The 23,270-nt window shown below is 66.2% G+C and carries 23 protein-coding genes; 14 read left to right on the top strand and 9 right to left on the bottom strand.

Annotated elements, in window-relative coordinates; translation table 11 throughout:
- Positions 1 to 102: 102 nt before the first annotated feature.
- The gene (locus tag ACTRWB_RS04275) at positions 103 to 1,140 is read right to left on the bottom strand and encodes an aldo/keto reductase (RefSeq protein WP_446901052.1); all 1,038 of its coding nucleotides are present in this window, start codon (positions 1,138 to 1,140) and stop codon (positions 103 to 105) included.
- Between the two features lie 136 nt (positions 1,141 to 1,276).
- Between ACTRWB_RS04275 and ACTRWB_RS04270 the strand changes: the two genes are divergently transcribed.
- From ACTRWB_RS04270 to ACTRWB_RS04260, 3 genes are all read left to right on the top strand, one after another.
- Positions 1,277 to 2,164, top strand: a complete 888-nt coding sequence (locus ACTRWB_RS04270; protein ID WP_446901051.1) for a LysR family transcriptional regulator — start codon at positions 1,277 to 1,279, stop codon at positions 2,162 to 2,164.
- A 178-nt stretch (positions 2,165 to 2,342) separates the two neighbouring features.
- Positions 2,343 to 2,642, top strand: a complete 300-nt coding sequence (locus tag ACTRWB_RS04265; protein ID WP_129516314.1) for an ArsR/SmtB family transcription factor — start codon at positions 2,343 to 2,345, stop codon at positions 2,640 to 2,642.
- A 29-nt stretch (positions 2,643 to 2,671) separates the two neighbouring features.
- Positions 2,672 to 4,024: a pyridoxal phosphate-dependent decarboxylase family protein gene (locus tag ACTRWB_RS04260; RefSeq protein WP_446901050.1), complete on the top strand. Its 1,353-nt coding sequence runs from the start codon at positions 2,672 to 2,674 to the stop codon at positions 4,022 to 4,024.
- Between the two features lie 36 nt (positions 4,025 to 4,060).
- Here the strand turns inward: ACTRWB_RS04260 and ACTRWB_RS04255 are convergent, their stop codons facing one another.
- Positions 4,061 to 4,981: a LysR family transcriptional regulator gene (locus ACTRWB_RS04255; protein WP_446901049.1), complete on the bottom strand. Its 921-nt coding sequence runs from the start codon at positions 4,979 to 4,981 to the stop codon at positions 4,061 to 4,063.
- A 144-nt stretch (positions 4,982 to 5,125) separates the two neighbouring features.
- On the opposite strand from ACTRWB_RS04255, the gene ACTRWB_RS04250 reads away from it, so the two are divergent.
- The 6 genes from ACTRWB_RS04250 (at position 5,126) to ACTRWB_RS04225 (ending at position 14,548) form a co-directional block, all read left to right on the top strand.
- On the top strand, positions 5,126 to 6,349 hold the full coding sequence (locus ACTRWB_RS04250) for a Zn-dependent hydrolase (protein WP_193101670.1): 1,224 nt from the start codon (positions 5,126 to 5,128) through the stop codon (positions 6,347 to 6,349).
- A 119-nt stretch (positions 6,350 to 6,468) separates the two neighbouring features.
- On the top strand, positions 6,469 to 6,936 hold the full coding sequence (locus ACTRWB_RS04245) for a cupin domain-containing protein (protein ID WP_193101668.1): 468 nt from the start codon (positions 6,469 to 6,471) through the stop codon (positions 6,934 to 6,936).
- A gap of 229 nt (positions 6,937 to 7,165) precedes the next feature.
- On the top strand, positions 7,166 to 7,879 hold the full coding sequence (locus tag ACTRWB_RS04240; RefSeq protein WP_343490984.1) for a DUF6088 family protein: 714 nt from the start codon (positions 7,166 to 7,168) through the stop codon (positions 7,877 to 7,879).
- Positions 7,876 to 8,910 carry a nucleotidyl transferase AbiEii/AbiGii toxin family protein gene (locus ACTRWB_RS04235; RefSeq protein WP_446901048.1) on the top strand — a complete coding sequence of 345 codons (1,035 nt, stop codon included), beginning with the start codon at positions 7,876 to 7,878 and terminating at the stop codon, positions 8,908 to 8,910. Before ACTRWB_RS04240 ends, ACTRWB_RS04235 begins: the two co-directional genes overlap by 4 nt.
- Positions 8,911 to 9,306: 396 nt before the next feature.
- Positions 9,307 to 11,775 carry a GH92 family glycosyl hydrolase gene (locus ACTRWB_RS04230; protein ID WP_446901047.1) on the top strand — a complete coding sequence of 823 codons (2,469 nt, stop codon included), beginning with the start codon at positions 9,307 to 9,309 and terminating at the stop codon, positions 11,773 to 11,775.
- A 103-nt stretch (positions 11,776 to 11,878) separates the two neighbouring features.
- Positions 11,879 to 14,548 carry a GH92 family glycosyl hydrolase gene (locus ACTRWB_RS04225; protein WP_446901046.1) on the top strand — a complete coding sequence of 890 codons (2,670 nt, stop codon included), beginning with the start codon at positions 11,879 to 11,881 and terminating at the stop codon, positions 14,546 to 14,548.
- 58 nt (positions 14,549 to 14,606) lie between these two features.
- On the opposite strand, the gene ACTRWB_RS04220 is transcribed toward ACTRWB_RS04225, so the two are convergent.
- Positions 14,607 to 15,281, bottom strand: coding sequence for an ArsR/SmtB family transcription factor (locus ACTRWB_RS04220; RefSeq protein WP_446901045.1), 675 nt, complete (start codon positions 15,279 to 15,281; stop codon positions 14,607 to 14,609).
- A gap of 118 nt (positions 15,282 to 15,399) precedes the next feature.
- On the opposite strand from ACTRWB_RS04220, the gene ACTRWB_RS04215 reads away from it, so the two are divergent.
- Together ACTRWB_RS04215 and ACTRWB_RS04210 are read left to right on the top strand one after the other, a co-directional pair.
- Positions 15,400 to 16,641 (top strand): MFS transporter, encoded by a 1,242-nt coding sequence (locus ACTRWB_RS04215; protein ID WP_446901044.1) that lies wholly within the window; start codon positions 15,400 to 15,402, stop codon positions 16,639 to 16,641.
- 14 nt (positions 16,642 to 16,655) lie between these two features.
- On the top strand, positions 16,656 to 17,477 hold the full coding sequence (locus tag ACTRWB_RS04210; RefSeq protein ID WP_446901043.1) for an SDR family NAD(P)-dependent oxidoreductase: 822 nt from the start codon (positions 16,656 to 16,658) through the stop codon (positions 17,475 to 17,477).
- Between the two features lie 81 nt (positions 17,478 to 17,558).
- Here ACTRWB_RS04210 and surE read toward each other — a convergent pair whose 3' ends face one another.
- From surE to ACTRWB_RS04195, 3 genes are all read right to left on the bottom strand, one after another.
- Positions 17,559 to 18,335, bottom strand: a complete 777-nt coding sequence (gene surE / locus ACTRWB_RS04205; protein WP_446901042.1) for a 5'/3'-nucleotidase SurE — start codon at positions 18,333 to 18,335, stop codon at positions 17,559 to 17,561.
- Between the two features lie 179 nt (positions 18,336 to 18,514).
- Positions 18,515 to 18,823 (bottom strand): AzlD family protein, encoded by a 309-nt coding sequence (locus ACTRWB_RS04200; protein ID WP_047901894.1) that lies wholly within the window; start codon positions 18,821 to 18,823, stop codon positions 18,515 to 18,517.
- A complete protein-coding gene (locus ACTRWB_RS04195) occupies positions 18,816 to 19,550 on the bottom strand; it encodes an AzlC family ABC transporter permease (protein WP_047901893.1) in 735 nt (244 codons plus the stop codon). Before ACTRWB_RS04195 ends, ACTRWB_RS04200 begins: the two co-directional genes overlap by 8 nt.
- Before the next feature lie 125 nt (positions 19,551 to 19,675).
- On the opposite strand from ACTRWB_RS04195, the gene ACTRWB_RS04190 reads away from it, so the two are divergent.
- From ACTRWB_RS04190 to ACTRWB_RS04180, 3 genes are all read left to right on the top strand, one after another.
- On the top strand, positions 19,676 to 20,134 hold the full coding sequence (locus ACTRWB_RS04190; RefSeq protein WP_006749370.1) for an Lrp/AsnC family transcriptional regulator: 459 nt from the start codon (positions 19,676 to 19,678) through the stop codon (positions 20,132 to 20,134).
- Positions 20,135 to 20,353: 219 nt separating this feature from the next.
- Positions 20,354 to 20,923 carry a hypothetical protein gene (locus ACTRWB_RS04185; protein WP_446901041.1) on the top strand — a complete coding sequence of 190 codons (570 nt, stop codon included), beginning with the start codon at positions 20,354 to 20,356 and terminating at the stop codon, positions 20,921 to 20,923.
- Positions 20,924 to 21,067: 144 nt separating this feature from the next.
- Entirely contained in the window at positions 21,068 to 21,739 is a 672-nt protein-coding gene (locus ACTRWB_RS04180) for a YebB family permuted papain-like enzyme (protein WP_446901040.1), read from the top strand.
- Positions 21,740 to 21,769: 30 nt separating this feature from the next.
- Here ACTRWB_RS04180 and ACTRWB_RS04175 read toward each other — a convergent pair whose 3' ends face one another.
- The 3 genes from ACTRWB_RS04175 to ACTRWB_RS04165 all read right to left on the bottom strand — a co-directional run bounded on the left by ACTRWB_RS04175 (position 21,770) and on the right by ACTRWB_RS04165 (position 23,233).
- Entirely contained in the window at positions 21,770 to 22,057 is a 288-nt protein-coding gene (locus ACTRWB_RS04175) for a helix-turn-helix domain-containing protein (RefSeq protein WP_412025466.1), read from the bottom strand.
- Positions 22,044 to 22,385 (bottom strand): type II toxin-antitoxin system RelE/ParE family toxin, encoded by a 342-nt coding sequence (locus ACTRWB_RS04170; protein ID WP_446901039.1) that lies wholly within the window; start codon positions 22,383 to 22,385, stop codon positions 22,044 to 22,046. The genes ACTRWB_RS04175 and ACTRWB_RS04170 overlap by 14 nt, the downstream gene beginning before the upstream one ends.
- Positions 22,386 to 22,600: 215 nt before the next feature.
- Positions 22,601 to 23,233 (bottom strand): LysE family translocator, encoded by a 633-nt coding sequence (locus tag ACTRWB_RS04165; RefSeq protein WP_048243087.1) that lies wholly within the window; start codon positions 23,231 to 23,233, stop codon positions 22,601 to 22,603.
- Positions 23,234 to 23,270: the final 37 nt, after the last annotated feature.

The raw sequence follows: 23,270 nt of genomic DNA, 5'->3' as shown, positions 1-23,270 counted from the left end.
CCGCCCACGACGCAGGCATCAACGATAGGAAGTTCGGGGCGCGCTGGGTAGGCCCATGACGGTCGCGGTTTCTGGTGCCACGATGGACGCGTGCGTCGCGGCTTACCCGCGCATCGGCGGATTGAGCCGCGCGAACGCCTGTTGCCGGCGATACGGGAAGTACGGATACGGCGCTTCCACGGCGCTTGCCGCATCGAGTTTCGCGACCTGCGCATCGGTCAGCGCCCAGCCGACCGCGCCGAGGTTCTGGCGCAACTGTTCCTCGTTGCGCGCGCCGACGATCACCGACGACACGGTCGGGCGCTGCAGCAGCCAGTTCAGCGCGATCTGCGGCACGGTCTTGCCGGTTTCCTCCGCGATCGCGTCGAGCGCATCGACCACGTCGTACAGGCGTGCGTCGTCGACCGGCGGCCCGTAGCTGGCCGTCTCATGCAGGCGGCTGCCTTCGGGCAGCGGCGCGTTGCGACGGATCTTGCCGGTGAGCCGGCCCCAGCCGAGCGGGCTCCACACGAGCGCGCCGAGCCCCTGGTCGGCGCCGAGCGGCATCAAGTCCCACTCGTAGTCGCGGCCGACGAGCGAGTAGTAGACCTGGTTCGCCACGTAGCGCGACCAGCCGTGCCGGTCGGCCGCCGCGAGCGATTTCATGATCTGCCAGCCCGCGAAATTCGACACGCCGATATAGCGCAGCTTGCCCGCGCGCACGAGATCGTCCAGCGTCGACATCACTTCCTCGACCGGTGTGCCCGCATCGAACGCGTGCAACTGCAGCAGGTCGATATAGTCGGTGTCGAGGCGGCGCAATGCGGCGTCGACGGCGCGCACGAGCCGCGCGCGCGACGTGCCCGCATCGTTCGGGCCGTCGCCGGTCGGCAAGCCCGTCTTCGTCGAGATCAGCACCTGGTCGCGCCGCCCCTTGATCGCCGCGCCGAGCACGCGTTCGGATTCACCGTCCGAATACACGTCGGCCGTGTCGAACAGGTTGACGCCGGCTTCGAGGCAGATGTCGACCAGGCGACGCGCTTCGTCGACGCCGGTGTTGCCCCATGCGCTGAACAGCGGGCCGGTACCGCCGAACGTGCCTGCGCCGAAGCTCAGCGCGGGAACCTTGAGGCCGGAGCGGCCGAGCGTACGGTATTCCATGTGCGTTTCCCTTGAATGATGGTCGAAGCCCGGCGCGTGCCGGACGGGCGCTCGTCGGCGGAGTCACACTGTATCGCTTGCGGATATTTCAGATAATTGGGCAGACTTCGAAAATATCCTTCGGATAAGGCGAACAATGTTGCTCGATAACCTCGCGCTGTTCCTGCGCATCGTGGAGAAGGGCGGACTCGCTGCGGCGGGCCGGGAGGCCGGCCTGTCGCCGGCCACGGTGTCCGAGCGGCTGGCAGCGCTCGAGCGCCATTACGGCGCGGCGCTGCTCACGCGCACGACGCGCGCGATCAGCCTCACCGACGAGGGCCGCACGCTCGTCGCGGGCGCGCGGCGTCTGCTGGCCGAGGCCGACGAACTCGAAAGCCGCGTGCGCGTGGGCGCGCAGACGCTGTCGGGGCCCGTGCGCCTGAGCGCGCCGGCCGATCTTGGGCGCGAGCGCGTCGTGCCCGTCGTCGACGCGTTCCTGGCCGAGCATCCGGGCGTCACGGTCGACCTGCATCTCGGCGACGGTTACGTCGATCTCGTCGGGCAGGGGCTCGATTTCGCGATCCGCCGCGGCACGCTCGCGGACAGTTCGCTGCGCAGCCGTTCGCTCGGCCGTGCCCGGCGCGTGGTGTGCGCGTCGCCCGCGTATCTCGCCGCGCACGGCACGCCGCGGCACCCGGACGATCTCGCCGCGCACGACTGCATCGTGATGCGTTTCGGGCCGGACCTGTATGCCGAATGGCCGTTCAGCATCGATGGCGAATTGAAGCGTGTGATGGTGCGTGGCCGGCGCGTCGCCAATGACGGCGCGCTCGTGCGCGCATGGTGTGTCGCGGGGCACGGCGTCGCGCTGAAGTCGCTGGTCGACGTCGAACAGGATCTCGCGTCCGGTGCGCTCGTCGAGGTGCTGCGCGCGTTCTCGCCGGGCGACATCGACTTGCAGATCGTCTATCCGGTCAGTGCCGTGCAGCCGCGGCGCGTGCGCGCGCTGATCGAGCGGCTGGCGCAGGCGCTCGCGGGGGAGTGAAGGCGCGTGCTCATGCTGCCTGCGAATCGTCGCGATACCGGTTTCGCCCCGATCGCATCGAATGCCGACGGGGTGATTCGGAACGTGACATGACAGCCTGAAATCGGGCTCCGATCCGCTTGCCCACATTTCGTCATTTAGCTAATATTCAAAACGTTAAGCGCAGCCCTAGAACCCCATGGACGACGTCACCCGCATCAGCGCACTGGCCAACGAAAGCCGTCTGGCCGTGATGCGCTGGCTCAAGCAGCCGCGCAAGCATTTCCCGCCGCAACCGCACGGCGATTTCGACGAGCTCGGCGTGTGCTGCACGTACATCACCGAGAAGCTCGGCATCGCGCCGGCCACGACCACACGGCACATGCGCATCCTCGCGGATGCCGGGCTCGTGCGTGCGACCCGCGTCGGCAAGTTCACGTACTACAAGCGGATCGACGCCGCGCTGCAGCAGCTCGGCCGCGATCTCTCGCAACTCTGATTCGACTGACCCTGACCGAGGCAACCGACATGGATGAACTTGCATTGCTCGCCGACGCCGACCGGCGCGCGCACGTGTATCTGGCCGCGACGAACGAACGGCGCGCGTTTCCCGACGCGACCGCGCTGGCCGGCCTCGCCGCGTTCGACGAGCCGCTGCCCGATATCGGCCGCCCGGCAGACGACGGGCTGCGCCTGCTCGACGAGAACGGCTCGCCCGCGACCGTCGCGTCGAACGGCCCGAACTACTACGGCTTCGTGATTGGCGCGACGCTGCCGGCCGCGGCGGCAGCCGAGCGGCTGATGCTCGCATGGGACCAGTGCGCATCGTCTTACGCGAATTCGCCGGTGGCCGCGACGCTCGAGCGCCAGGCCGCGCGCTGGGTTGTCGACGCGCTCGCGCTGCCCGAAGGCAGCGCGGTCGGTTTCGGCACGAGCGCGACGGCCTGCACGCTCGTCGCGCTGGTGGCCGCGCGGCGGGCAATGCTCGCGCGCAAGGGCTGGGACATCGACGAGGACGGCCTGATCGGCGCACCCGAGGTGAAGGTCGTGATCTCCGAACTCGCGCACATCACGGTGAAGAAGGCGCTGCGCGTGCTCGGCTTCGGGATGAAGCGCATCGTCATCGCGCCGGTCGACGCACATGGCCGCATCGATCCGGCGCAGTTGCCGCCGCTCGACGACATGACGATCCTCTGCGTGCAGGCCGGCGAAGTGAACACCGGCGAATTCGATCCGTTCGCGGCGCTGATTCCGCGTGCGAAGGCGGCCGGCGCCTGGGTACACGTGGACGGCGCGTTCGGCCTGTGGGCACGCGCGTCGTCGAAGCGCGCGCTGACGGACGGCATCGACGGCGCGGACAGCTGGACCACCGACGGCCACAAGTGGCTCAACACGCCGTACGACGGCGCGATGGTGATCTGCCGCGACGCGGCCGCACTCGCGACCGCGATGAACAGCGATGCCGTTTACCTGAGCGGCGCGCAGGACTCGCAGAAGAACCTGAACCTCGAATTCTCGCGGCGCGCGCGCGGCATCCCCGTGTGGGCCGCGCTGCGCTCGCTCGGCCGCGCCGGGCTGGCCACGATGATCGAGCGGCATTGCGCGCAGGCCTCGCGTGTCGCGGACGGCTTGCGTGCGGCCGGCTACGACGTGCTGAACCGCGTCGTGCTGAACCAGGTGCTGGTGCGCGCCGGCACCGACGACGAGACCGTCGCGATCCGCGAGGCCGCGCAGGATTCGGGCGACGTGTGGTTCGGCGCGACCGTGTGGCAGGGGCGGCCGGCGTTCCGGATCAGCGTGTCGTCGTGGCGCACGGAAGACGCGCACATCGATCGTCTCGTTGCGTTGCTGACGGAGCTGCGCGGCGTGCACGTGCGCTGAGCGGCGGCGGCGCGACATTCGCGTCGCCGGTTCCCATCACCGGCCGCCGTCCTGGTCCGAAATGGTTGCGGACGCAGCCTTCAGGCATTCGATGAAATGCAGCGCGGCCGGCGTCGGCAGCGCATGCCGCCGCATCACGATCGCGACCGTCAACGCCGGCAGCGGCTCGACGAGATTCAACGCGACGATCCCGCGCGACTTGTGCTCGACGTCGGCGAGCGGCCGGGCGAATACGCCGAGCGCGTCCGTCTGCGACACAAGCCCCAGCGTCGCGGCAAACGAAGGGCAGTGGATCACCCGCTTCGGCATGTCGATGCCGAGCGGCATGAAGATCGAGCGGACCAGATCGTCTCCGCCTTCCCCGTAGCGCGGCACGCACCATTGAGCATCGCCGAGCTCGCGCAACGAGCGAGCGCGTGCGAGCCGATGCCGCCTTCTTGCCACGACCGCGAACACCGTGCTGAACAACGGAATGCTGGCGAATTCGTCGGTGTCCGGTATCGCGTTCGACAACTGATGCGTGACGATGAAATCGAGCGTGCCGTCGCGCAGCCGCGCGAGATCCGTCGCGGTCAGCGCATCGTCGACGTTCACGGTCGCACCGGGCAGATCGCGCGTGAACGCGTCGAATGCGCGCGGCAGGATGGTCAGCGCGACGGTTGGACTGACTGCGATCGACACCGATCCCGTCGTGCCCAGCCGCAACTGCTCGATTTCGTCGCGCGTGCGCTGGATCTCCTCGGCGATCAGCCGCGCGCGAATCGCCAGCGCGCTGCCGTAATCGGTCAGCGCGATGCCCTTGACGCTGCGCATGACGAGCGGCACGCCCAGCTCGAGTTCGAGCTCGCGCACGATGCTGCTGATGGCCGGTTGCGTGACGCCGAGCGCGCGCGCCGCGCCGCGGATGGTGCGGTGCTCGGCGACCGCGAGAAAGGCATCGAGCTGCTTGAGCTTCATGGGTGAGCGGTCCGATCGCTAGGGAAACGCGGGGTTCCGGGCGGAACACCGGGTGACAAGAAAAACTTATCGTCCACAACAAACTCTTGGATTTTTCTTGTCGGATCGAGTGTATATGCTCGGTGTTTTTAAGGAGCGGTCACGATGATTTTCGCTAACCGGCAAAGGCTGTGGGATTCGTTGATGGAAATGGCGACGATAGGCGCGACCGCGCACGGCGGCAGTTGCCGGCTCGCGCTGAGCGACGACGACGTGCTGGGCCGGCGTCGTTTCATCCGCTGGTGCGAGGAAGCCGGTTGCGAGATCCGCATCGATCCGATCGGCAACGTGTTCGCGCGCCGGCCGGGTACGCAGCCCGACGCACCGGCCGTGATGTGCGGCAGCCATCTCGACACGCAGCCGCTCGGCGGCCGCTTCGACGGTGTCTATGGCGTGCTCGCCGGCCTCGAGGCCATTCGCACATTGAACGAGCACGGTATCGCGACGCGCCATCCGATCGACGTCGTCGCATGGACCAACGAAGAGGGATCGCGCTTCACGCCGGGCATGATGGGCTCGGCCGTCTATGCCGGCACGCTGGATCTCGCGTATGCACTGGCCCGGCCCTGCATGCAGACGGGCGTGCTGCTTGGCGACGAACTCGCGCGCACCGGTTTCGCCGGCCCCGAGCGCGAGCGCCAGATGCCCAAGGCCTATTTCGAAGCGCATATCGAACAAGGGCCGGTGCTGGAGCAGGCCGGTTTGCCGATCGGTGTCGTGACGGGCGTGCAGGGCATCTACGAACTCGACGTCACGGTGACCGGTTTCGAGTCGCATGCGGGCACGACGCCGATGAGCGTGCGCAAGGACGCGATGGGGGCGGCGGCCGCGATGATCGCCGCGATCGTCGAGCATGGTCACGAATTCGATGCCGATGCGCGCGTGACGGTGGGGCATGTCGCGTGCCAGCCGAACTCGCCGAGCACGATACCCGGCAAGGTCAGGTTCAGCGTCGACGTGCGTCACCCGTCGCAGCCGGCGCTGCAGCGGCTCGTCGCCGACATCGAGGCGATCTGCCTGCAGCGCACCGCGCTGCGCGGCGCGAGCGTGCAGGTGCAGACCATCGCCGAATACGCGCCGGTGGCGTTCGATGCAGCGTGCGTCGCGCGCGTTCGGCAGGCAGCGGCCGCTGCCGGTTATCCGTATCTGGAGATGTGCAGCGGCGCGGGGCACGACGCGGTGAACCTGTCGTACGTTGCCCCGACGGCGATGGTGTTCGTGCCGTGCAAGGCTGGACTGAGCCACAACGAGGCGGAAGATGCCGATCCGGTGCATCTCGCGCAAGGCGCGTCGGTGCTGGCGAACCTGCTGGCCGATTGCGCGCGCTAGCCGCGCGGCATGGAGGTGCCCGTGGCACGCTTGCAGCCGTGAAAATATCGGACAATAGCCGATACGTGCGCCGCGCCGGCGCCGCGTTCAACCGAAGCATTCACGCTTGCGAGATCCCTATGTCGACGACACCCCACCGGGAGCTGCTGAAGGCTGCCGACATCGCGAAGATGGAACCGACGCGTGCGGTTCATTCTTTGAATCCCAATGCCGTCAGGCTCAAAAGGCAGCTCAGCGACCTGACGGGCCTGACGCAATTCGGCGTCCATCTGCTCACGCTGATGCCCGGCCACGAGTCGGCCGAGTATCACCGTCACCTGTATGAAGAAGAATGCGTGTACGTGCTGTCCGGCACGGGCACGGTCACGATCGGCGAACGCCTCTACGATGTCGGGCCCGGCGATTTCATCGGTTTCCCGCGCGGCGGCGAAGCGCACACGCTGCAGAACACGGGCGACGTGCCGCTCGAAATGCTGGTGGCCGGGCAGCGCCTCGAACACGACGTGTGCGAATACCCGAGAATCGGCAAGCGGCTTCATATCGCCGGCGAACTTGAGGATTACGTCGATCTGCCGAAACAGCCGTAATCGGTTGTGACAATTTGCGCTAATCCTCGTTTTTGCTGGCGCGGCGGCTCGTGCGACTGACCTGCATCGAGGTCAGAGTGGTTCTATCCGAGCGGTTTCAGGCAACTCAACGACCGGCTCTGGCCCTGGAAGTCTTGAGTTTGTCCGAAATTTGTAGCACTTTTTCGGACGTTATTCACTTGATCTTTGTCCGAAAAATGTATACAAATTTCGGACAAGGAGATTTCGCATGTCAGACATTGGTACCCGCATCGTCACGCTCGTTCGCGAAGCAGACCCCGGCACTGTCTGGGTGCCAGCCGACTTTGCGCATCTCGGTTCGCGCGATGTGATAGACAAGACATTGCAACGTCTTGTCGCCAGCGGAACCCTGCGACGCATCGATCGGGGGCTATATGACCTCCCGGCAATCAACAAGCTGACCAAACGGCCGACGGCCCCTGATTATCGCGCCGTGCTCGACGCAATCGCCCGTCGCGATCAACTGCGTCTGCTGGTCGACGGTATGACGGCAGCCAACGATCTTGGGTTCACGGATGGGGTTCCTGCGCGAGTGACCATCCATACTGATGCGCGTCGGCGCGCGGTTCAACTGGACGAACTGCGAATCGATTTCAAGCAGACAGCCCCCAGTCGCCTTGTCTGGGCCGGGCGACCCGCCATGCGCGTCGTGCAGGCGCTCCACTGGCTCAAGGACACGCTGCCGGGCGACGGAGACAGGGTTCGTGCCCGGCTCCAGTCCGTCCTCTCAGACCCAAAACATGGGCGAATCATTGCCAATGATCTGGCTCAGGGCTTTGCGCATTTGCCGACATGGATGCAGGAGTTCTTGCGCTCGGTTCCTCCTTTTGACCAGGGGCTCGTCGATTCACCCTTGCTCCGCGTCTCCGAAGAACCGGGTAAAAAGACGGTGCCGCCGGAAGTGGGTGGAGGTCCTCGATGAACGAGGCCTATCGGGAAATCATCGCGGCCAGTGACGCGGATCGTCGCGATTTGTTCATCGGTACAGCGACGCGTCTGGGTACGGCAGTGCAGAACGTCGAGAAAGACTTCTGGGTATGCTGGGTTCTGGATGCGCTGTTCAATGGGCTGCCTTCAGGCGGTCCGCGTCTCCTGTTCAAGGGCGGCACATCCTTGTCCAAGGGGTTCGGGCTGATCTCCCGCTTTTCGGAAGACATCGACATCACGGTATTTCGGGACGATCTCGGGCAGCATGTCGAGCCGGCGGATATCGAGGCCCTGAGCGGAAAGCAACGCCGCGTCCGACTCGACGCGATACGTGAAGCGTGCCAAGCCTTTATCCAAGGGGATTTCAACACCGGATTGCACACCTGCGCGACGCAGCTTATCCCTCAGGACTTTACGCTGGAGTCCGACCCGGACGATGCGGAAGGGCAGAGCTTGCTTTTCTGGTATCCCACGGCGACAGCTCGACAAGACGAGTACATCCGTTCTGCCGTCAAGATCGAGTCCGGTGCAAAGTCGGCGCTGGACCCGCATGCAATGGTAATCATCAATCCCTACGTTGCCGACGATCTGCCGCATATTGATTTGCGCGTGGCGAACGTTCTAACTGTTCAGCCTGAACGTACCTTCTGGGACAAAATCGTGATCCTTCATGGCCTGCGGCAATGGTTCGAGCAGCGCGGAGAACTGCGCCACGGCGGTCAGCGGGTTTCTCGACACTACTACGATATCCATCAACTGCTCCGCAGTCCGGATTCACCGCAATGGATGGCAAATCTCGAGCTGGCCGAAGACTGTGCCCGTCATGCCCGTCTATTCTTCGGTAGCCCAGACCTGCGGCTGGACATCGCTCGTCACGGCACGTTCACCCTGATGCCGTCTGCCGGGATGCTCGATGCCTTGCGGCGCGACTATGTCGCCATGACGGGAATGATCTTCCACGAGATCCCCTCTTTGGCCGATGTGTTGACGAGTGTGGAGCGCGCGGAGGCAACGATTAATGCCTGATCGCGAGACGAGGGTCGATTCGGGAGGCAGTGTAGATAGCGACGGCTTCATCGACCCGTTGCAGTGACTTTCGCACCCTGCGTGAAAAAATAAGTATCAAGTAAAAATCGATGCAACGATATTTTGTTTAGATAAACAAAATAAAAATTCGTAAAAACACGGGGTAGAGAAAACCCGTTTATTTGGGCACGCTTGTGCCCATTGTTCGTTCCTGGGCGCCGGTATTTCGACATGCCGGCGCGTATTTTTCCAGGCACCCGAAGGCGGAAATAAATACATGCGCCCGGGATTTTCGACCGATTGGCCGGGCAGGCGACACGTCACGAAAAGAATCCTGACTTAAAGCTAAGTAGTTCGAAACAATGGCTTGATTCAAGAACGATACGGAGACAAGCGATGTCGAGGAACTGGGGGTTGGGAACGGCGCTGCTGGCGCTGTGCGTTGCCGTGACTTCATGCGGCGGCGATGGCGATTCACCGTCGGCGGCGGCCGCAAACCTGTCGGCCGCTGCGCAAGCGCAGGGCAACGAGAACGGCAATGCCGGCGGTAACGACAACAGCAACGGCAACGAGAACGGCAACGGCGCGTCGAAGAAAAACGCCGACATCCGCGTTGTCCAGTACGTCAATCCGTTGATCGGCACCGACTACGCCACCGATCAACCGGCCGACCCGGTCGGCTCGGGCCTGGGCGGCGGCACGTTCCCGGGCCCGACGGTGCCGTTCGGGATGATGCAATGGAGCCCGATGACGCCGACCGCGCAGTACGACTCGCGCAAGGGCGACGGCTCCGGCTTCTCCGGCGGCTACTGGTACGGCGATACCGCGATCAATGCGTTCAGTGTGCTGCACCTGAGCGGCACCGGCTGCTGGGCGAACGGCGGCTACCTGAACGTGATGCCGCAGCTTGCGCCCGGCGACGCCGGCACGCCCGCGAGCTTCAGCCACGCGAACGAAACCGTGCAAGCCGGCTACTACGGCGTCACGCTCGGCAACGGCATCAAGGCCGAACTGACGACGACGGTACGCACCGGCTTCGCGCGCTTCACGTATCCATCGCTCGCGCAGGGTCAGCAGGCGACCATCGCGATCGATCCGACGGTGCAGAACAACCGCTCGCAGGGCTCGACGGCCGACACGGTGAAGCAGGTCGGCGATCGCGCGCTGTCCGGCACGATCGCGGGCAGCGGCTTCTGCTGGGCGGGGCATGCGGTGCCGCTCTACTACTACGCGGAGTTCAGCCAGCCGTTCGCGGCGAAGCCGTCGCTGGCCGCCAACGGCCCGGTCGCCGTGACGTTCGCGGTCGACAAGCAGCACCCGGCCGTGATGATGAAGCTCGGCATTTCGTTCGTCAGCGAAGCGAACGCGAAGGCGAACCTCGACGCGGAAAACCCGGGTAGCGATGCGCACGGCCGCGCAGGCTGGCATTTCGACAAGGTGCGAAGCGCGGCGAGCGCCGCGTGGAACGCACGCCTGAACGCGATCCAGGTGAAGGGCGGCAGCGACGCCGACAAGACGAAGTTCTACACCGCGCTCTATCACGCATCGTTGCATCCGAACGTATTCAACGACGTGAACGGCCAGTATCCGGACTTCTACGCGTCGAACGGCGCATCGACCGCGCCGACGCGTCAGGTCGACAAAGGCCGCACGATGTACGCGAACTTCTCCGGCTGGGACATCGACCGCTCGTTCATTCAGTTGCAGGCGCTGCTCGATCCGGTGCGCACCAGCGACATCGTGCAGTCGCTCGTGCTCGATGCGACCGCGTGCGGCGCGTTCCCGCGCTGGGCGTATTTCAATACGGAGACGGCCGTGATGCCCGGCGATGCGGGCTCGATCATCGCCGCGAACGCGTATGCATTCGGCGCGACGAACTTCGACACGCAGCGCGCGCTGTCGATCATGAAGAGCAGCACGGCGCCGGGCGCCGCGTGCGCCGGCACGCCGGTGATGGGCAGCCGCGCGGATTACGACCGGCTCGGCTACGTGCCGTCGTCGGGCTCGGGCGACAACCAGACCGCATCGAACACGCTCGAATACGCGGTGCGCGATTTCGCGGTGTCGCGCTTCGCGACGGCGCTCGGCGATACGGCGACGGCCGGCGCGCTGCTGAAGTCGAGCGGCAACTGGCAGAACCTGTTCGACAAGAACGCGATCCAGCCGAAGACGTCGGCGGGCGCGTGGGTCACCGACGGTACCGGCTTCATGGAAGGCAACTCGGAGCAGTACACGTGGTACGTGCCGCACGATCTCGGCGGCGTGGTCGCGCAGGCCGGCGGCGCTGCGTCGGTCGTCAACCGGCTCGACACGTTCTTCACGCACCTGAACATCGGCACCGTGCAACCGTATTTCTACGTCGGCAACGAAGTGACGATGGCCGTGCCATGGGTCTATGCGTGGGCCGGTGCGCCGTCGCATACGCAGCGCGTGCTGCACGCGTCGCTCGCGAACGAGTTCGGCACCGGCGCGGCGGGACTGCCCGGCAACGACGATCTCGGCGCGATATCCGGCTGGTACGTGTGGGCCACGCTGGGCCTCTATCCGGTCGTGCCGGGCGTGAGCGGCGTCGCGGTGTCGAGCCCGCAGTTCGAGAAGATCGACGTGCGCGTCGGGCAGATGGACGGCAGCTACCGCCTGCTGCGGATCGCCGCGCCTGGTGCGGGTTCTGCCGACACTGCGTCGTTCTACGTGAAGTCGCTGCGACTGAACGGCGCACCTCATTCGGCCGCATGGCTGCCGCTCGAGAAGATCGCGAAGGGCGGCACGTTGTCGTACGCGATGACGGCGGACGCGGCGGCCGCGACGTGGGGCACCGATGCATCCGCGATGCCGTCGTTCCCGCAGGCGGCGAGCGCGCCGTAAGTCGCGAACGGCGCAACGCATTCAGCACGGGTTGCAGACGGAGGCAGTTCAACGAGCGGTTCTTGCCAACAGGATCGACGCAGAGAAAGGGAGGGACGAACGAATGAAGCTACGTCATGTGGTGGGTATCGGATGCCTTGCCGTGTTGTCGGGTTGCGGGGGCGATCAGGCTTCGACGGATGCGAGCGTGCTCGCGCAGATGTCGAACGCCGCCGGATCGGGATCGTCGCAGGGGGACCAGAACGATCAGGGCGATCAGAACGACCAGGGCGAGAACAGCGGCGTGGGCAAGCGGTCGGTGCTGCGCAGCGTCGATCCGATGATCGGCACCGCGAATCTCGACATCAACGCGGACTGGAGCAGCGGCGTGCGCGGCCACGGCCACGTGTACCCGGGCGCGACCGTGCCGTTCGGGATGGTGCAGCTCGGGCCGGACACGACCGGCGGCGCGCATACGCTGCCGTGGAACTGGGATCGCACGTCGGGCTACCAGTACGACGATCCGTTCATCACGGGCTTCACGCATACGCACCTGTCGGGCACCGGCATCGGCTCGGGCGGCGAAGTGCGGTTCCTGCCGACGCTGGCGCCGATCGACAAGGCGACGCTGGCCAAGGTGGCCGCCGATGCGTCGATCACCTACAACGCGTCGTTCAAGCACGACGACGAAAGCGCGAGCCCCGGCTACTACCGCGTGCGGATGTCGCCGGTCGGCAGCGGCAACACGCCGTGGAACGTGCAGGGCGCGAAGATCCTCGCGGAGATGACGGCAACTTCGCACGCGGGCGTGCATCGCTACACGTATTTCCCGAGCGCGGCCGGGCAGCAGCGCAGCATGATCGTGAGCATCGACAACCCGATCGGCGGGTCGACCGCGAGCGGCAGGATCCAGGTCATCGACGCGCAGACGATCGCCGGATGGGAGATCACGAACAACTGGGCAAACAACAAGCCGACGTATTTCGTCGCGCGTTTCTCGAAGCCGTTCGATACGAAGAACGTCGCGTTCAGCGCGGACGGTTTCAAGGCGTACCTGACGTTCGCGGCCGACGGGAATGATGGCGGCGGCGCCGTCACGGTGAAGGTCGGCATCTCGCCGTCGAGCATCGCCGATGCGCAGGCCAATCTCGCATCGGAAGTCGGCGCGAAGACGTTCGACCAGGTGCGCGGCGCGGCCGAGCGCGTGTGGAGCGCTGTGCTCGACCGGATCCGGATCAAGGGCGGCAGCGCCGATCAGCGGACGATGTTCTACACGTCGCTGTATCGCACGATGCTCGCGCCGACCGTCTACAACAACGCGGACGGCAGCTACGTCGGCACGGATTCGACCAACGACGGCACGACGTCGCCGCCGACGACGAGCAAGCACGCGAATCCGGGCTTCGACTATTCGTCGACGTTCTCGCTGTGGGACACCTTCCGCGCCGAATCGCCGTTGATGACGCTGGTGCAGCCCGAGCGCGTGGACGGCTGGGTCAAGTCGCTGCTGACGCAGTTCAAGCAGAACGGCAAGGGCGAGCTGCCGGTCTGGCCGCTGGCGCAAACGGAAACCTTCACGATGGCCGGCCACCCGTCGATTCCGATGATCGCGGATGCGTATCTGAAGCATCTGACGAACGCGGGCATCGACGACATCTGGACCGCGTTGACGACGACCCAGAGCGCGAGCGCGCACGGCTTCGACCAGTATCGTCAGAACGGCTACGTGTTCGCCGGCGACAACGCATCCGTGTCGACGACGCAGGACTATTCGTTCGACGACTGGGCGACGGCCGCGGTCGGCAAGGCCGCGGGCAAGAGCACGGCCGACTACCGGCCCTACCTGCAACGGAGCCAGAACTACCGGAACGTGTTCAACCCGGTGCTGAACAACGGCTGGAAGTTTGCACAGCCGAAGGACGCGCAGGGCAACTGGGTGCCGGGCTTCGACCCGACGGCCGCCGAGAAAACCGATTTCTCCGAATCGAACTCGTGGGTCGATACGTGGAACATCTTCCACGACTTGCCCGGCCTCGTTGCGCTGCTGGGCGGGAAGAGCCAGTTCATCGCGCAACTCGACCGCACGTTCGATCCGGCCAACCCGCTGACCTTCCTCGATAACCAGGGCTTTCCGGACCTGACCGGCCGCAGCGGCCAGTTCTTCGCGGGGAACGAGCCGGCGAATCACTTGCCGTACCTGTACGACGTCGCGGGCATGCCGTCGAAGACGCAGGACCGCGTTCGCACGGTAATGGACGACATGTACTCGCTGACGCTGACGGCGGGCGACCGTGCATTGCTGAGCGGCGACAGCCTGAAGGCCGCGCTGGACGATCCGAGGCGCGTGCGTAACGCCGCCATTCCCGGCAACGACGATTGCGGCCAGCTGTCCGCGTGGTACGTGCTGTCCGCGCTCGGCATCTATTCGCTGAACCCGGTGGGCGGCGTGTTTTACCTCGGCACGCCGCTGTTCGAGGAAGCGACGATCGACATCCCGGTTGCATCGGGTGGCGGGGCGAGCGGCGCGTTGAAGTTCGGCGCGACGCGGCGCTTCAAGGTGACCGCGCATACGGCCAGCGGTGGCGCACCGTCGGCGCTCAATCGCTACGTTCAGTCGGTCAGCCTGAACGGCACGCCGCTGCATCGGCCCTACATCACGTACGACGAGATGAAGGCCGGCGGCAAGCTCGACTTCGTGATGGGGTCGACGCCGAACGACGCGTGGGTCGGCACGTGGAACGGGCAGGATCCCAATAGCGCGCTTGCGCCGTCGCTGGCGTTGACCAGCAAGTAGCGGGAAGTAGCAGCAGGCAGCAGCAAGCGGCCCGCTTCGACGCGGGCCGCATGTTCCTTCACTCCGCGGCGTCGGTCTCGACCGCGAGGCCGGCCGCCTTCCACTCCGGAAACCCGTCTTCCAGCCGCACGGCCTTGAAGCCGCGCGCGCGCAATGCGGCAACGGCCTCGAACGCGAACACGCAGTATGGGCCGCGGCAATACGCGACGATCTCCGTGTCGGCCGGTAGTTCGCCGAGGCGCGCTTCGAGATCGCTCAACGGAATGTTCACCGCGCCGGGCAGGTGCCCGAGCGCGAATTCGTCGTGCGGTCGCACGTCCAGCAGCGTGACGAGCCCGTCGGCCAGCCGCGCGGTCAGCTCGCCGCGCGACACCGGCTCCAGCGCATCGCGCGCATGGAAATAATCGCCCAGCACCTGGTTGACCTCGGCGACATTGCGCTCGCCGACGCGGCCGAGCGCCTTCATCAGCACGACGACCTCGCTGTCGCCGGCGAGGCGGTACACGATGTGCTTGCCGCGCCGCTCGGTATCGACGAGACGCGCGCGCCGCAGGATCTGCAGGTGCCGCGACGTGTTTGCGAACGTCATCCCCGACAGCGCCGTCAGTTCCTCGACCGACCGCTCGCGCTGCGCGAGGTGTTCGAGCAACTCGAGCCGGTTCGGGTGGCCGATCGCCTGCGCGACCTCGGCGAGGCTCGCATAGATCGCTTGCTTGGGTCCCGTGCTTGACACGTGGCCTCTCCTCGATCAATCATTAATCAAATTGATTGAATGTTACCGCATTCGCGGGATGGGAGCAATCCGATGATCGTCAGACAATTCCCGCCGCCCGTTCCGGGAGGTTAGCGCGATGGGAAACGTAGCGGTGGCGCGCGGCGAGCGTGCCGTGGCGCTCGGCCTGCGCGAGAACTGGCGGCAGTTTGCGCTGCTCGTGCTGGTCAACGCGTTCGTCGGCGGGATGGTCGGCATCGAGCGCACGGTCGTGCCGTTGATCGGCTCCGAGCAGTTTCATCTCGAATCGACCGCGCTGATCACGTCGTTCATCGTCAGCTTCGGGCTGGTCAAGGCGTTCGCGAACCTCGTATCGGGCCAGCTCGCCGACACCTGGGGGCGCAAGCGCGTGCTCGTCGTCGGCTGGCTGGTCGGCCTGCCCGTGCCGTTCATGATCATCGCGGCGCCGAACTGGGAATGGGTGATCGCCGCGAACGTGCTGCTCGGGCTGAGCCAGGGGTTCGCGTGGTCGATGACGGTGATCATGAAGGTCGATCTCGTCGGGCCGAGGAGCCGCGGCCTCGCGGTCGGCCTGAACGAATTCGCCGGTTATTTCGCGGTGGGCCTGACTGCGTTCCTGACCGGTTATCTCGCGAGCCGTTACGGGCTGCGCCCGATGCCGATCTATCTCGGCGTGTTCTACGCGATCGCGGGCCTGCTGCTGTCGATCCTCGTCGTGCGCGACACGCGCGCGCATGTGCGGCTCGAAAGCGGCAAGCCGGCCGGCGCGTCCGCGCTGTCGTTCCGCGACGTATTCATGCTGACGTCGTTTCGCGACCGCAACCTGTTCGCGGCGTCGCAGGCCGGTTTGATCAACAACCTCAACGACGGGATGAGCTGGGGCATCTTCCCGCTGTTCTTCACGACGCTCGGGCTCGGCATCGAGCGGATCGGCATCCTGAAGGCCGTGTATCCGATCGTATGGGGAAGTTGCCAGGTCGTCACCGGGCCGCTGAGCGACCGGTGGGGGCGCAAGGGGCTGATCGTCGCCGGGATGTGGGTGCAGGCGGCCGGGCTCGTGCTGACCGCGCTGACGGGGCAGTTTCGCTGGTGGCTCGTTGCGAGCGTGCTGCTCGGCCTCGGCACGGCGATGGTCTATCCGAGCCTGATCGCGGCCGTGTCCGATGCGTCCGAGCCCGGCTGGCGTGCGCGTTCGCTGAGCGTGTACCGGTTCTGGCGCGATCTCGGTTATGCGATCGGCGCGCTGTCGGCCGGCCTCATGGCCGACCGTTTCGGCTTCGCCGATGCGATTCTGGCGGTGGCCGTCGTCACGTTCGCGTCCGGGTGCGTCGTCGCGCTTATGATGCGGGAACGCCACTGACAGGGTTCCCCGATATGGACGCGCCGCTCCCGCCGAAGCATGCCCCGATTGCCGAAACGGCACCTGAAACCGAAGCCGCGGCCGAGCCGCGCGCGTCGCGCCTGCATCGGCCGGTCGCGCTCGTCACCGGATCGACGTCGGGCATCGGCGCGGCCATCGCGCGCCGCCTGACCGCGGACGGCTACGCGGTGATCCTGCATTCCCGCAGCTCGGCCGACACGGGGCACGCGATGGCGCGCGAACTCGGCGCGGCCTACGTGCAGGCCGATCTCGCCGACGATGCCGAGCGCGTGCGGCTGATCCGCGACGCGCTCGCCGTGCACGGGCGGCTCGACGTGCTCGTCAACAATGCGGGGATCAGCCGCGTGATTCCGCACGACGATCTCGCCGCGGCGACACCCGACGTGTGGCGCGAGATGCACGAGATCAACGTGATCGCGCCGTTCCGGCTCGTCGCCGAAGCGCAGGCCGCGCTGCTCGACGCGGCGTCGCGCGGACGGGCCGGTTGCGTCGTGAACGTCAGCTCGCATGCGGGCGTGCGGCCGAAGGGCGCGTCGATTCCGTATGCGGCGGCGAAAGCCGCGCTCAATCACACGACGCGGCTGCTGGCGCGCACGCTCGCGCCGGCGATTCGCGTCAACGCGGTCGCGCCGGGGCTGGTCGACACGCCGCTGACCGCCGACTGGACGGAAGCGCAGCAGCTGTGGCGCGAGCGCGCGCCGATGCGCCGCGCGGCGACACCGGACGACATCGCGCAGACGGTTGCGATGCTCGTCGCGTCCGATTACGTGACGGGCGAGATCGTGATGCTCGACGGGGGCTTGAACCTGACTTGACGCGGGGATGCAGCCCGGCCGCCGGGCAGCCGCGCGCCAGCATCGCGCGCACCTGCCGGGGCCGCTTCGCGGAATGCGCGCTCAGCCGAGGTTCGAGCGCAGCCGCGCAAGCGCGTGGTCGTGCGTGCGTTCGAACTTCAGCGGCGTGACGGCGATATAGCCTTCGCCCAGCGCGACCGTTTCCGAATCCGCGTCGTCGTCACGCGGTGCGCGAGCGAGCTTCAGCCAGTGATAGTCGAGCTCGCGCGGGTCGCGGCCCGTCACGATCTCGACACCCTGCAGCGTGCCGGTGCCCTGGTTCGTCACCTTCAGCCCGTGCACGTCCTGCGCGGGGCGCGCCGGGAAATTCACGTTGAGGCATGCGTCGCTGTCCCAGCCGGCGGCGGCGAGCCGGCGAATGACGTCTGGCGCGAGCGTGAGTGCCGTGTTCCACGGCACCGCCTGGCGATCGGTGAACGCCTGGCTCAGTGCGATGGCCGGCACGCCGACCAGCATGCTCGTCATCGCGGCGCCGACCGTGCCGGAAAACACCGTCTCGGTGCCGAGATTCGCGCCGCGATTCACGCCGGACAGCACGACGTCAGGTCGCGCGTCCTTCATCAGGTGGCTGACCGCGATCGCGACGCAATCGCCGGGCGTGCCGCGCACGGCAAAGCGGCGTTCGCCCTTGCGATGCACGCGCAGCGGTTCGTGCAGGCTCAGCGAATGCGACGTGCCGCTCTGGTCTTCCGCCGGCGCGACGATCCACACTTCGCGCGCCAGTTGCGTGGCGACCTGTTCGAGCACTTCCAGGCCGGGGGCATCGAATCCGTCGTCGTTGGTGAGCAGGACGCGGTCGAACAGCGGAGTTTCTTGCATCGGGAAGATCCTCGCGGAGATGGGCGATGAGAGGGGGGCGTGCAGCGTGGCGCAAGCCACAAGGCTAGCATCCCCGCGTGAGCCTTGCCGTGTCGCGTCGCCGGCGCGGATGTGACAACGGGCGCATCGCGCGCCCGTTGGTCGGTGGAGGTGCCGCGCACGCGGCGGGTCGGAACGGCTTACCCGAGCAGGTGCCGCAGCAGCCCGGCCGACGCGACGCCGACGATGACGGTCGGCAGGATCGACAGGCGGGTTGCCGCCAGCAGCGTGACGGCGAGCGCGAGCAGGTCGGCCGGGCGCGTCGACACGAAGGCCGGTGCGATCACCGAGATCAGCACGCAGCCGGGCACGTTCTCCATCACCGATGCCATGCGCGGGCTGAGCGTGCGGTTGCGCAGCAGCACGTAGCCGAGGATGCGCGACAGATAGGTCGTCGACGCCATCAGCACGATCGTCGCGACCGTGCTGAAATCAGGAAGCTCAGGCATCGCGCGGCTCCCACAGCAACGCGGCGATCAGTCCCGCACACGCGCCGGCCGCGACGTACCACGCGCCGGGCACGGCCAGGTGCGTGGCCGCCGCGACGACGAGGCTGACGAACCACGGGCGGCTCGCGCGCATCCCTTTCCACATTCCGCGCAGCAGCACCAGAAACACGGCCGTGAACGCCATGTCGAAGCCGTACTGCTCGACGTTGCCGATCGTCGGGCCGACCGCCGCGCCGAGCGTGGTCATCGAGATCCACGTCAGGTAGAGCCCCACGCAGATGCCCGCGTAATACGGCACGCTGATGTGCGTGGCCGAGCGCGAGCGCGCGTCGGCGAGTGACATCGCCCAGCTCTCGTCGCACATGAAGAACAGCGCGACGAACGCGCGGCGGCGCGGCAGGCGCCGGATATACGGCTCGAACGCCGCACCCATCAGGATGTGGCGCGAGTTCACGAGGAACGACATCGCGACGATCAGCGCGATGTGCGGCGGCGAGGTCCACAGATGGATCGCCGCGAATTCGGACCCGCCGCCGAAGTTCAGGCCCGTCATCATCGGCACCTCGAACAGGCTCAGCCCTTTCTGCGCGGCCTGCGCGCCCAGCACCAGCGCGAACGGCACGAAACCCAGCATGACGGGCAGCGCCGCGCGCAAACCGCGACCCATCTCGGCGACATAGGCGGGCTTGTCGCGAAGCCCGGACGACGTTGAAACGCTACTGCTCATTACTCCTCCTTCGGGGGAGGAATTGTCTGCTTTTTTGACTCGAATCGGGTTGCGTTGTGGCCAGATTTTTCCGAGAATTTGGCATTGAACGCGTGATTTGCGAATTTATTGGAATCGGATGCCAAATGAAACTTGACGCCATCGACCGCCGGATCCTGAGCGCCCTCCAGCGCGACGGCCGCATGCAGAACGTGGAGCTCGCGCACGAAGTCGGGCTGTCGCCGTCACCGTGCCTGCGGCGCGTGCGCCTCCTCGAGGAAGCCGGCGTGATCGAGAAATACGTCGCCGTGCTGAACCCCGCGAAGGTCGGCAAGGGGCTGACCATCTTCACGCGGGTGTGGCTGAAGGGGCAGGACGCGGAATCCGTGAACCGTTTCGCCGATGCCGTTCAGCAGATGCCGGAAGTCGTCGAGTGCCACCTGATGGCCGGCGATTGCGATTTCCTGTTGCGCGTCGTCGCGGCCGACATCGACGACTACCGCCGTTTCCAGATGGAAACGCTGACGCGCATTCCCGGCGTGCTGAGCGTGAAGACCGATATCCCGATGCAGAAGGTCAAGCTCACGTCGGCGCTGCCGACGTAGCGCAGCGCGGGCGTGCGTCGACGAGTCGACGAACGGTCATGGCTCGGTGACAATCGACCGGTAAACTGGCGAGTCACGCCGCATCGACCGCACGGCTCGCACCACCGTGCGACGTTCGATGCGCAAGCAACTAACGGTCAATGTCAATGCGATCGGGCAGGCGGCGCGCGCGCCGAATCATGTGCCGGCGCGGGTGTGTTTCTTCTTGTCGGGCCATTCATGCAGCCATTCAACAATCCGTGGAATTCGCTGGAAATCGTCAAGCTCACGCTCGGCGTGCTGACGCCGTTGTCGGTCGCGTGTCTCGGCTGGCTCGTCGCGCGCCGGCTGAAGCGGCTCGAACTCGTGCAGTGGACCAACCAGCGGCTGATCGAGAAGCGGCTCGCGCTGTACGACGCGGTCGCGCCGCAGCTCAATGCGCTGCTGTGCTTCTATACGTGGATCGGCTACTGGAAGGACATCTCGCCGGACGACGTGATCCGCGCGAAGCGCGAGCTCGACCGCACGTTCCACATCTACCGCTACCTGTTCGACGACGACGTGTACGACGCGTATCACACGTACATCCACGCGCTGTTCGACATGCATACGGGCCCGGGCCACGATGCGCGGATCCGTTCGCTGATCCAGGCGCCCGACGGCGATCGGAGCGTGCACGGCTCGTATGAATGGAAGCCGGCGTGGTCCGAGCGTTTCGCAACCGCGAATGTCGTGTCGAAGGACGACGTGCTGCGGTATTACACGCAGTTGATGGAACGGTTACGCGTGGCGCTGGGCGCGACGCGCTGAAGGCTCGGCGTCACGCGTCATGCCTCATGGTGGTATCGAAATCCGCCACCCCGCGGCACGGATTCGCACCCTCGCGCAAGAAGCGGATGCGGTGCGCGGTCGCGGCTGCCATGCTCGCGCCATGTTCACTCGCGCGAGGTCCGTATGCTTGTCGACACCGGCTGCCAGCCGCTCATGATCCGCTCGTCCGGCGTGGGCCGGCGGCGTCTTTTCTCCGTTGGTGCTTCCGGGTCGCATGACGTGCCGTTGCCGGTCGAGCCGGAGATCGGCGACATCGTCTTCATCCGCGTGACGGTGCGGCCGTTTCTCGAAGTGGCGAGCGCGACGCGCTCATGGACGAATCATGTCGGGATCGTCGTCGGCGAGCGCGGCGGCGAAGCGCTGGTTGCGGAGAGCACGTTTCCGCTGTCGCGCGTCACGACGATGTCGCGGTTTCTCTCGCGCTCCGATCGCGGTGCATGCGTGATCGCGCGGCTGAAGCAGCCGCTCGATGCCGCGCAGCGGCGCCGGCTCGTCGACGCGGCGATGCGCCGGATCGGCGTGGTCTACGATACGGGCTTCAATCTCGCGTCAAGCCGGCAGTTCTGCTCGCGTTTCGTGCGTGAGGTCGTGCGCGATGCGACGCGGATCGTGCTCGGCGACGTCGAAACCTTCGACACGCTGCTGCGCCGAAATCCCGATCATCCGCTCGGCTTCTGGAAGATCTGGTACTTCGGCCGGATTCCGTGGCGCCGCCGCACGGTGACGCCGGCGAGCCTGCTTGGCAGTGGGGCGTTGCGTGTTGTGGTGGATACGCGCGAGCGTGACGCGGAGTGACGGGGCGTCGGCCGCTTGCGGGTGGCGTGACTAGGCGAACGAGATCACGAGTTTCTTGCCGCAAGCCGCCGCATACTTGCGCAGCGTATCGATGGACGGCGAATGCTGGCCCGTTGCGAGCGCGCGCTCGAGCCGTGTCACGGCCGGCGCTTTCGTGCCCATACGCTCCGCGACATCGGCTTGAGACAGGCCGGCCTCTCGCCGGGCAGCCAGCATGGCGTCGAGCAGCGCGAATTCCTCGCGGTTCAGCCGGTCGTATTCGGCGCGTACCGCTGGATCGGCCAACGCGCGTTCGCGCAGTGCCTTATAGGTTGCCATATCGAATCTCCTTCAACCGGCGGCGTGCGGTGTCCAGTTCCTTCTGCGGCGTTTTCTGCGTCTTCTTCACGAAGCAGTGAAGCATGACGATCCGCCGGTCGACGACCGCGCAGTAAAACACACGGGCGATACCTTCCAGGCCCTTCAAGCGCATTTCATACAAGCCGTCGCCCATCGGCCTGGTGTGAGGTTCGCCCAGGTTCGGGCCGTACTGTTCCATACGGTCAGCGAGTGCGAAAAACCTGGCGGTCAGCGTCTTCGGTAGCGCAAACACGCCTGCCTCGACGTGCTCGCTGAAGAAACGGATTTCATACGCGACGGTTCGCATAGTAACAAATATGTTATTTCCTTGCAAGAAGGAGCGCCGTCGCGTACGTCGTGAGGGCGACTCGCCGGATGCACGGAAGCAGCGGAGCAACGCTCAGGCGCTTCTCCGTTGCTTCGCTGCTGATGTGCGAGCCGGATTGTTTGTCGGCGGCCTGAATTCGACCAGCTAGCCGAATGGGTATCGGGCCTGCCCGTGTGCTTCGGGAGGGCGCGGGATCAGTTCCGCCCCGCCACCGCAAGCCGCGCCGCGAGCCCCACGAACACCGTGCCGAGCAGGTATTGCGGCAGCTTCGACGGGCGGCGGCGCGCGCCGATCCGCTGGCTCAGCCGGCTCGCGGAGAGAATGACCGCACCGTTGACGACGATCCCTATCAGGTTGAGCACCGTAGCGAGCACGAGAATCTGCACGGCGATCGAACCGTGCTCGGGCCGCACGAACTGGGGGAACAGAGCGAGCACGAACAGCGCCATCTTCGGATTCAGCAGGTTCGTCGTCAGGCCCTGGCGGAAGATCGTCGCGGTCGAGTGGCGCCGCTGCGATGCGACGGGCGACAGCGCGGTCGCATCCGAACGGAACGTTTTCCACGCGAGATACAGCAGATACGCGGCGCCCGCGAAGCGCACGGCGTCGTAGGCGATCGGCACCGCGACAAAGAGCTGCGACAGCCCGAGCGCGGCCGCGAGCGCGTGGCAGTAGGTGCCGGCCTGAATGCCCGCGAGCGTCGCGAAACCCGCGCGCCGTCCCTGGCTCACGCTACGGGACGCGATCAGCAGCATGTCGGGGCCCGGCGTGGCGGTCAGCGCGAGACACGCGCCGGAGAACAGCGCGAGCGTGGAGAGGTCGATCATGGGAGTCCCTTTCGTCGGAGCGACGCAAAAGGGAGGT

This window comes from Burkholderia sp. YIM B11467, assembly GCF_052952715.1.
This window is presented reverse-complemented; position numbering and strand designations above follow the sequence as displayed.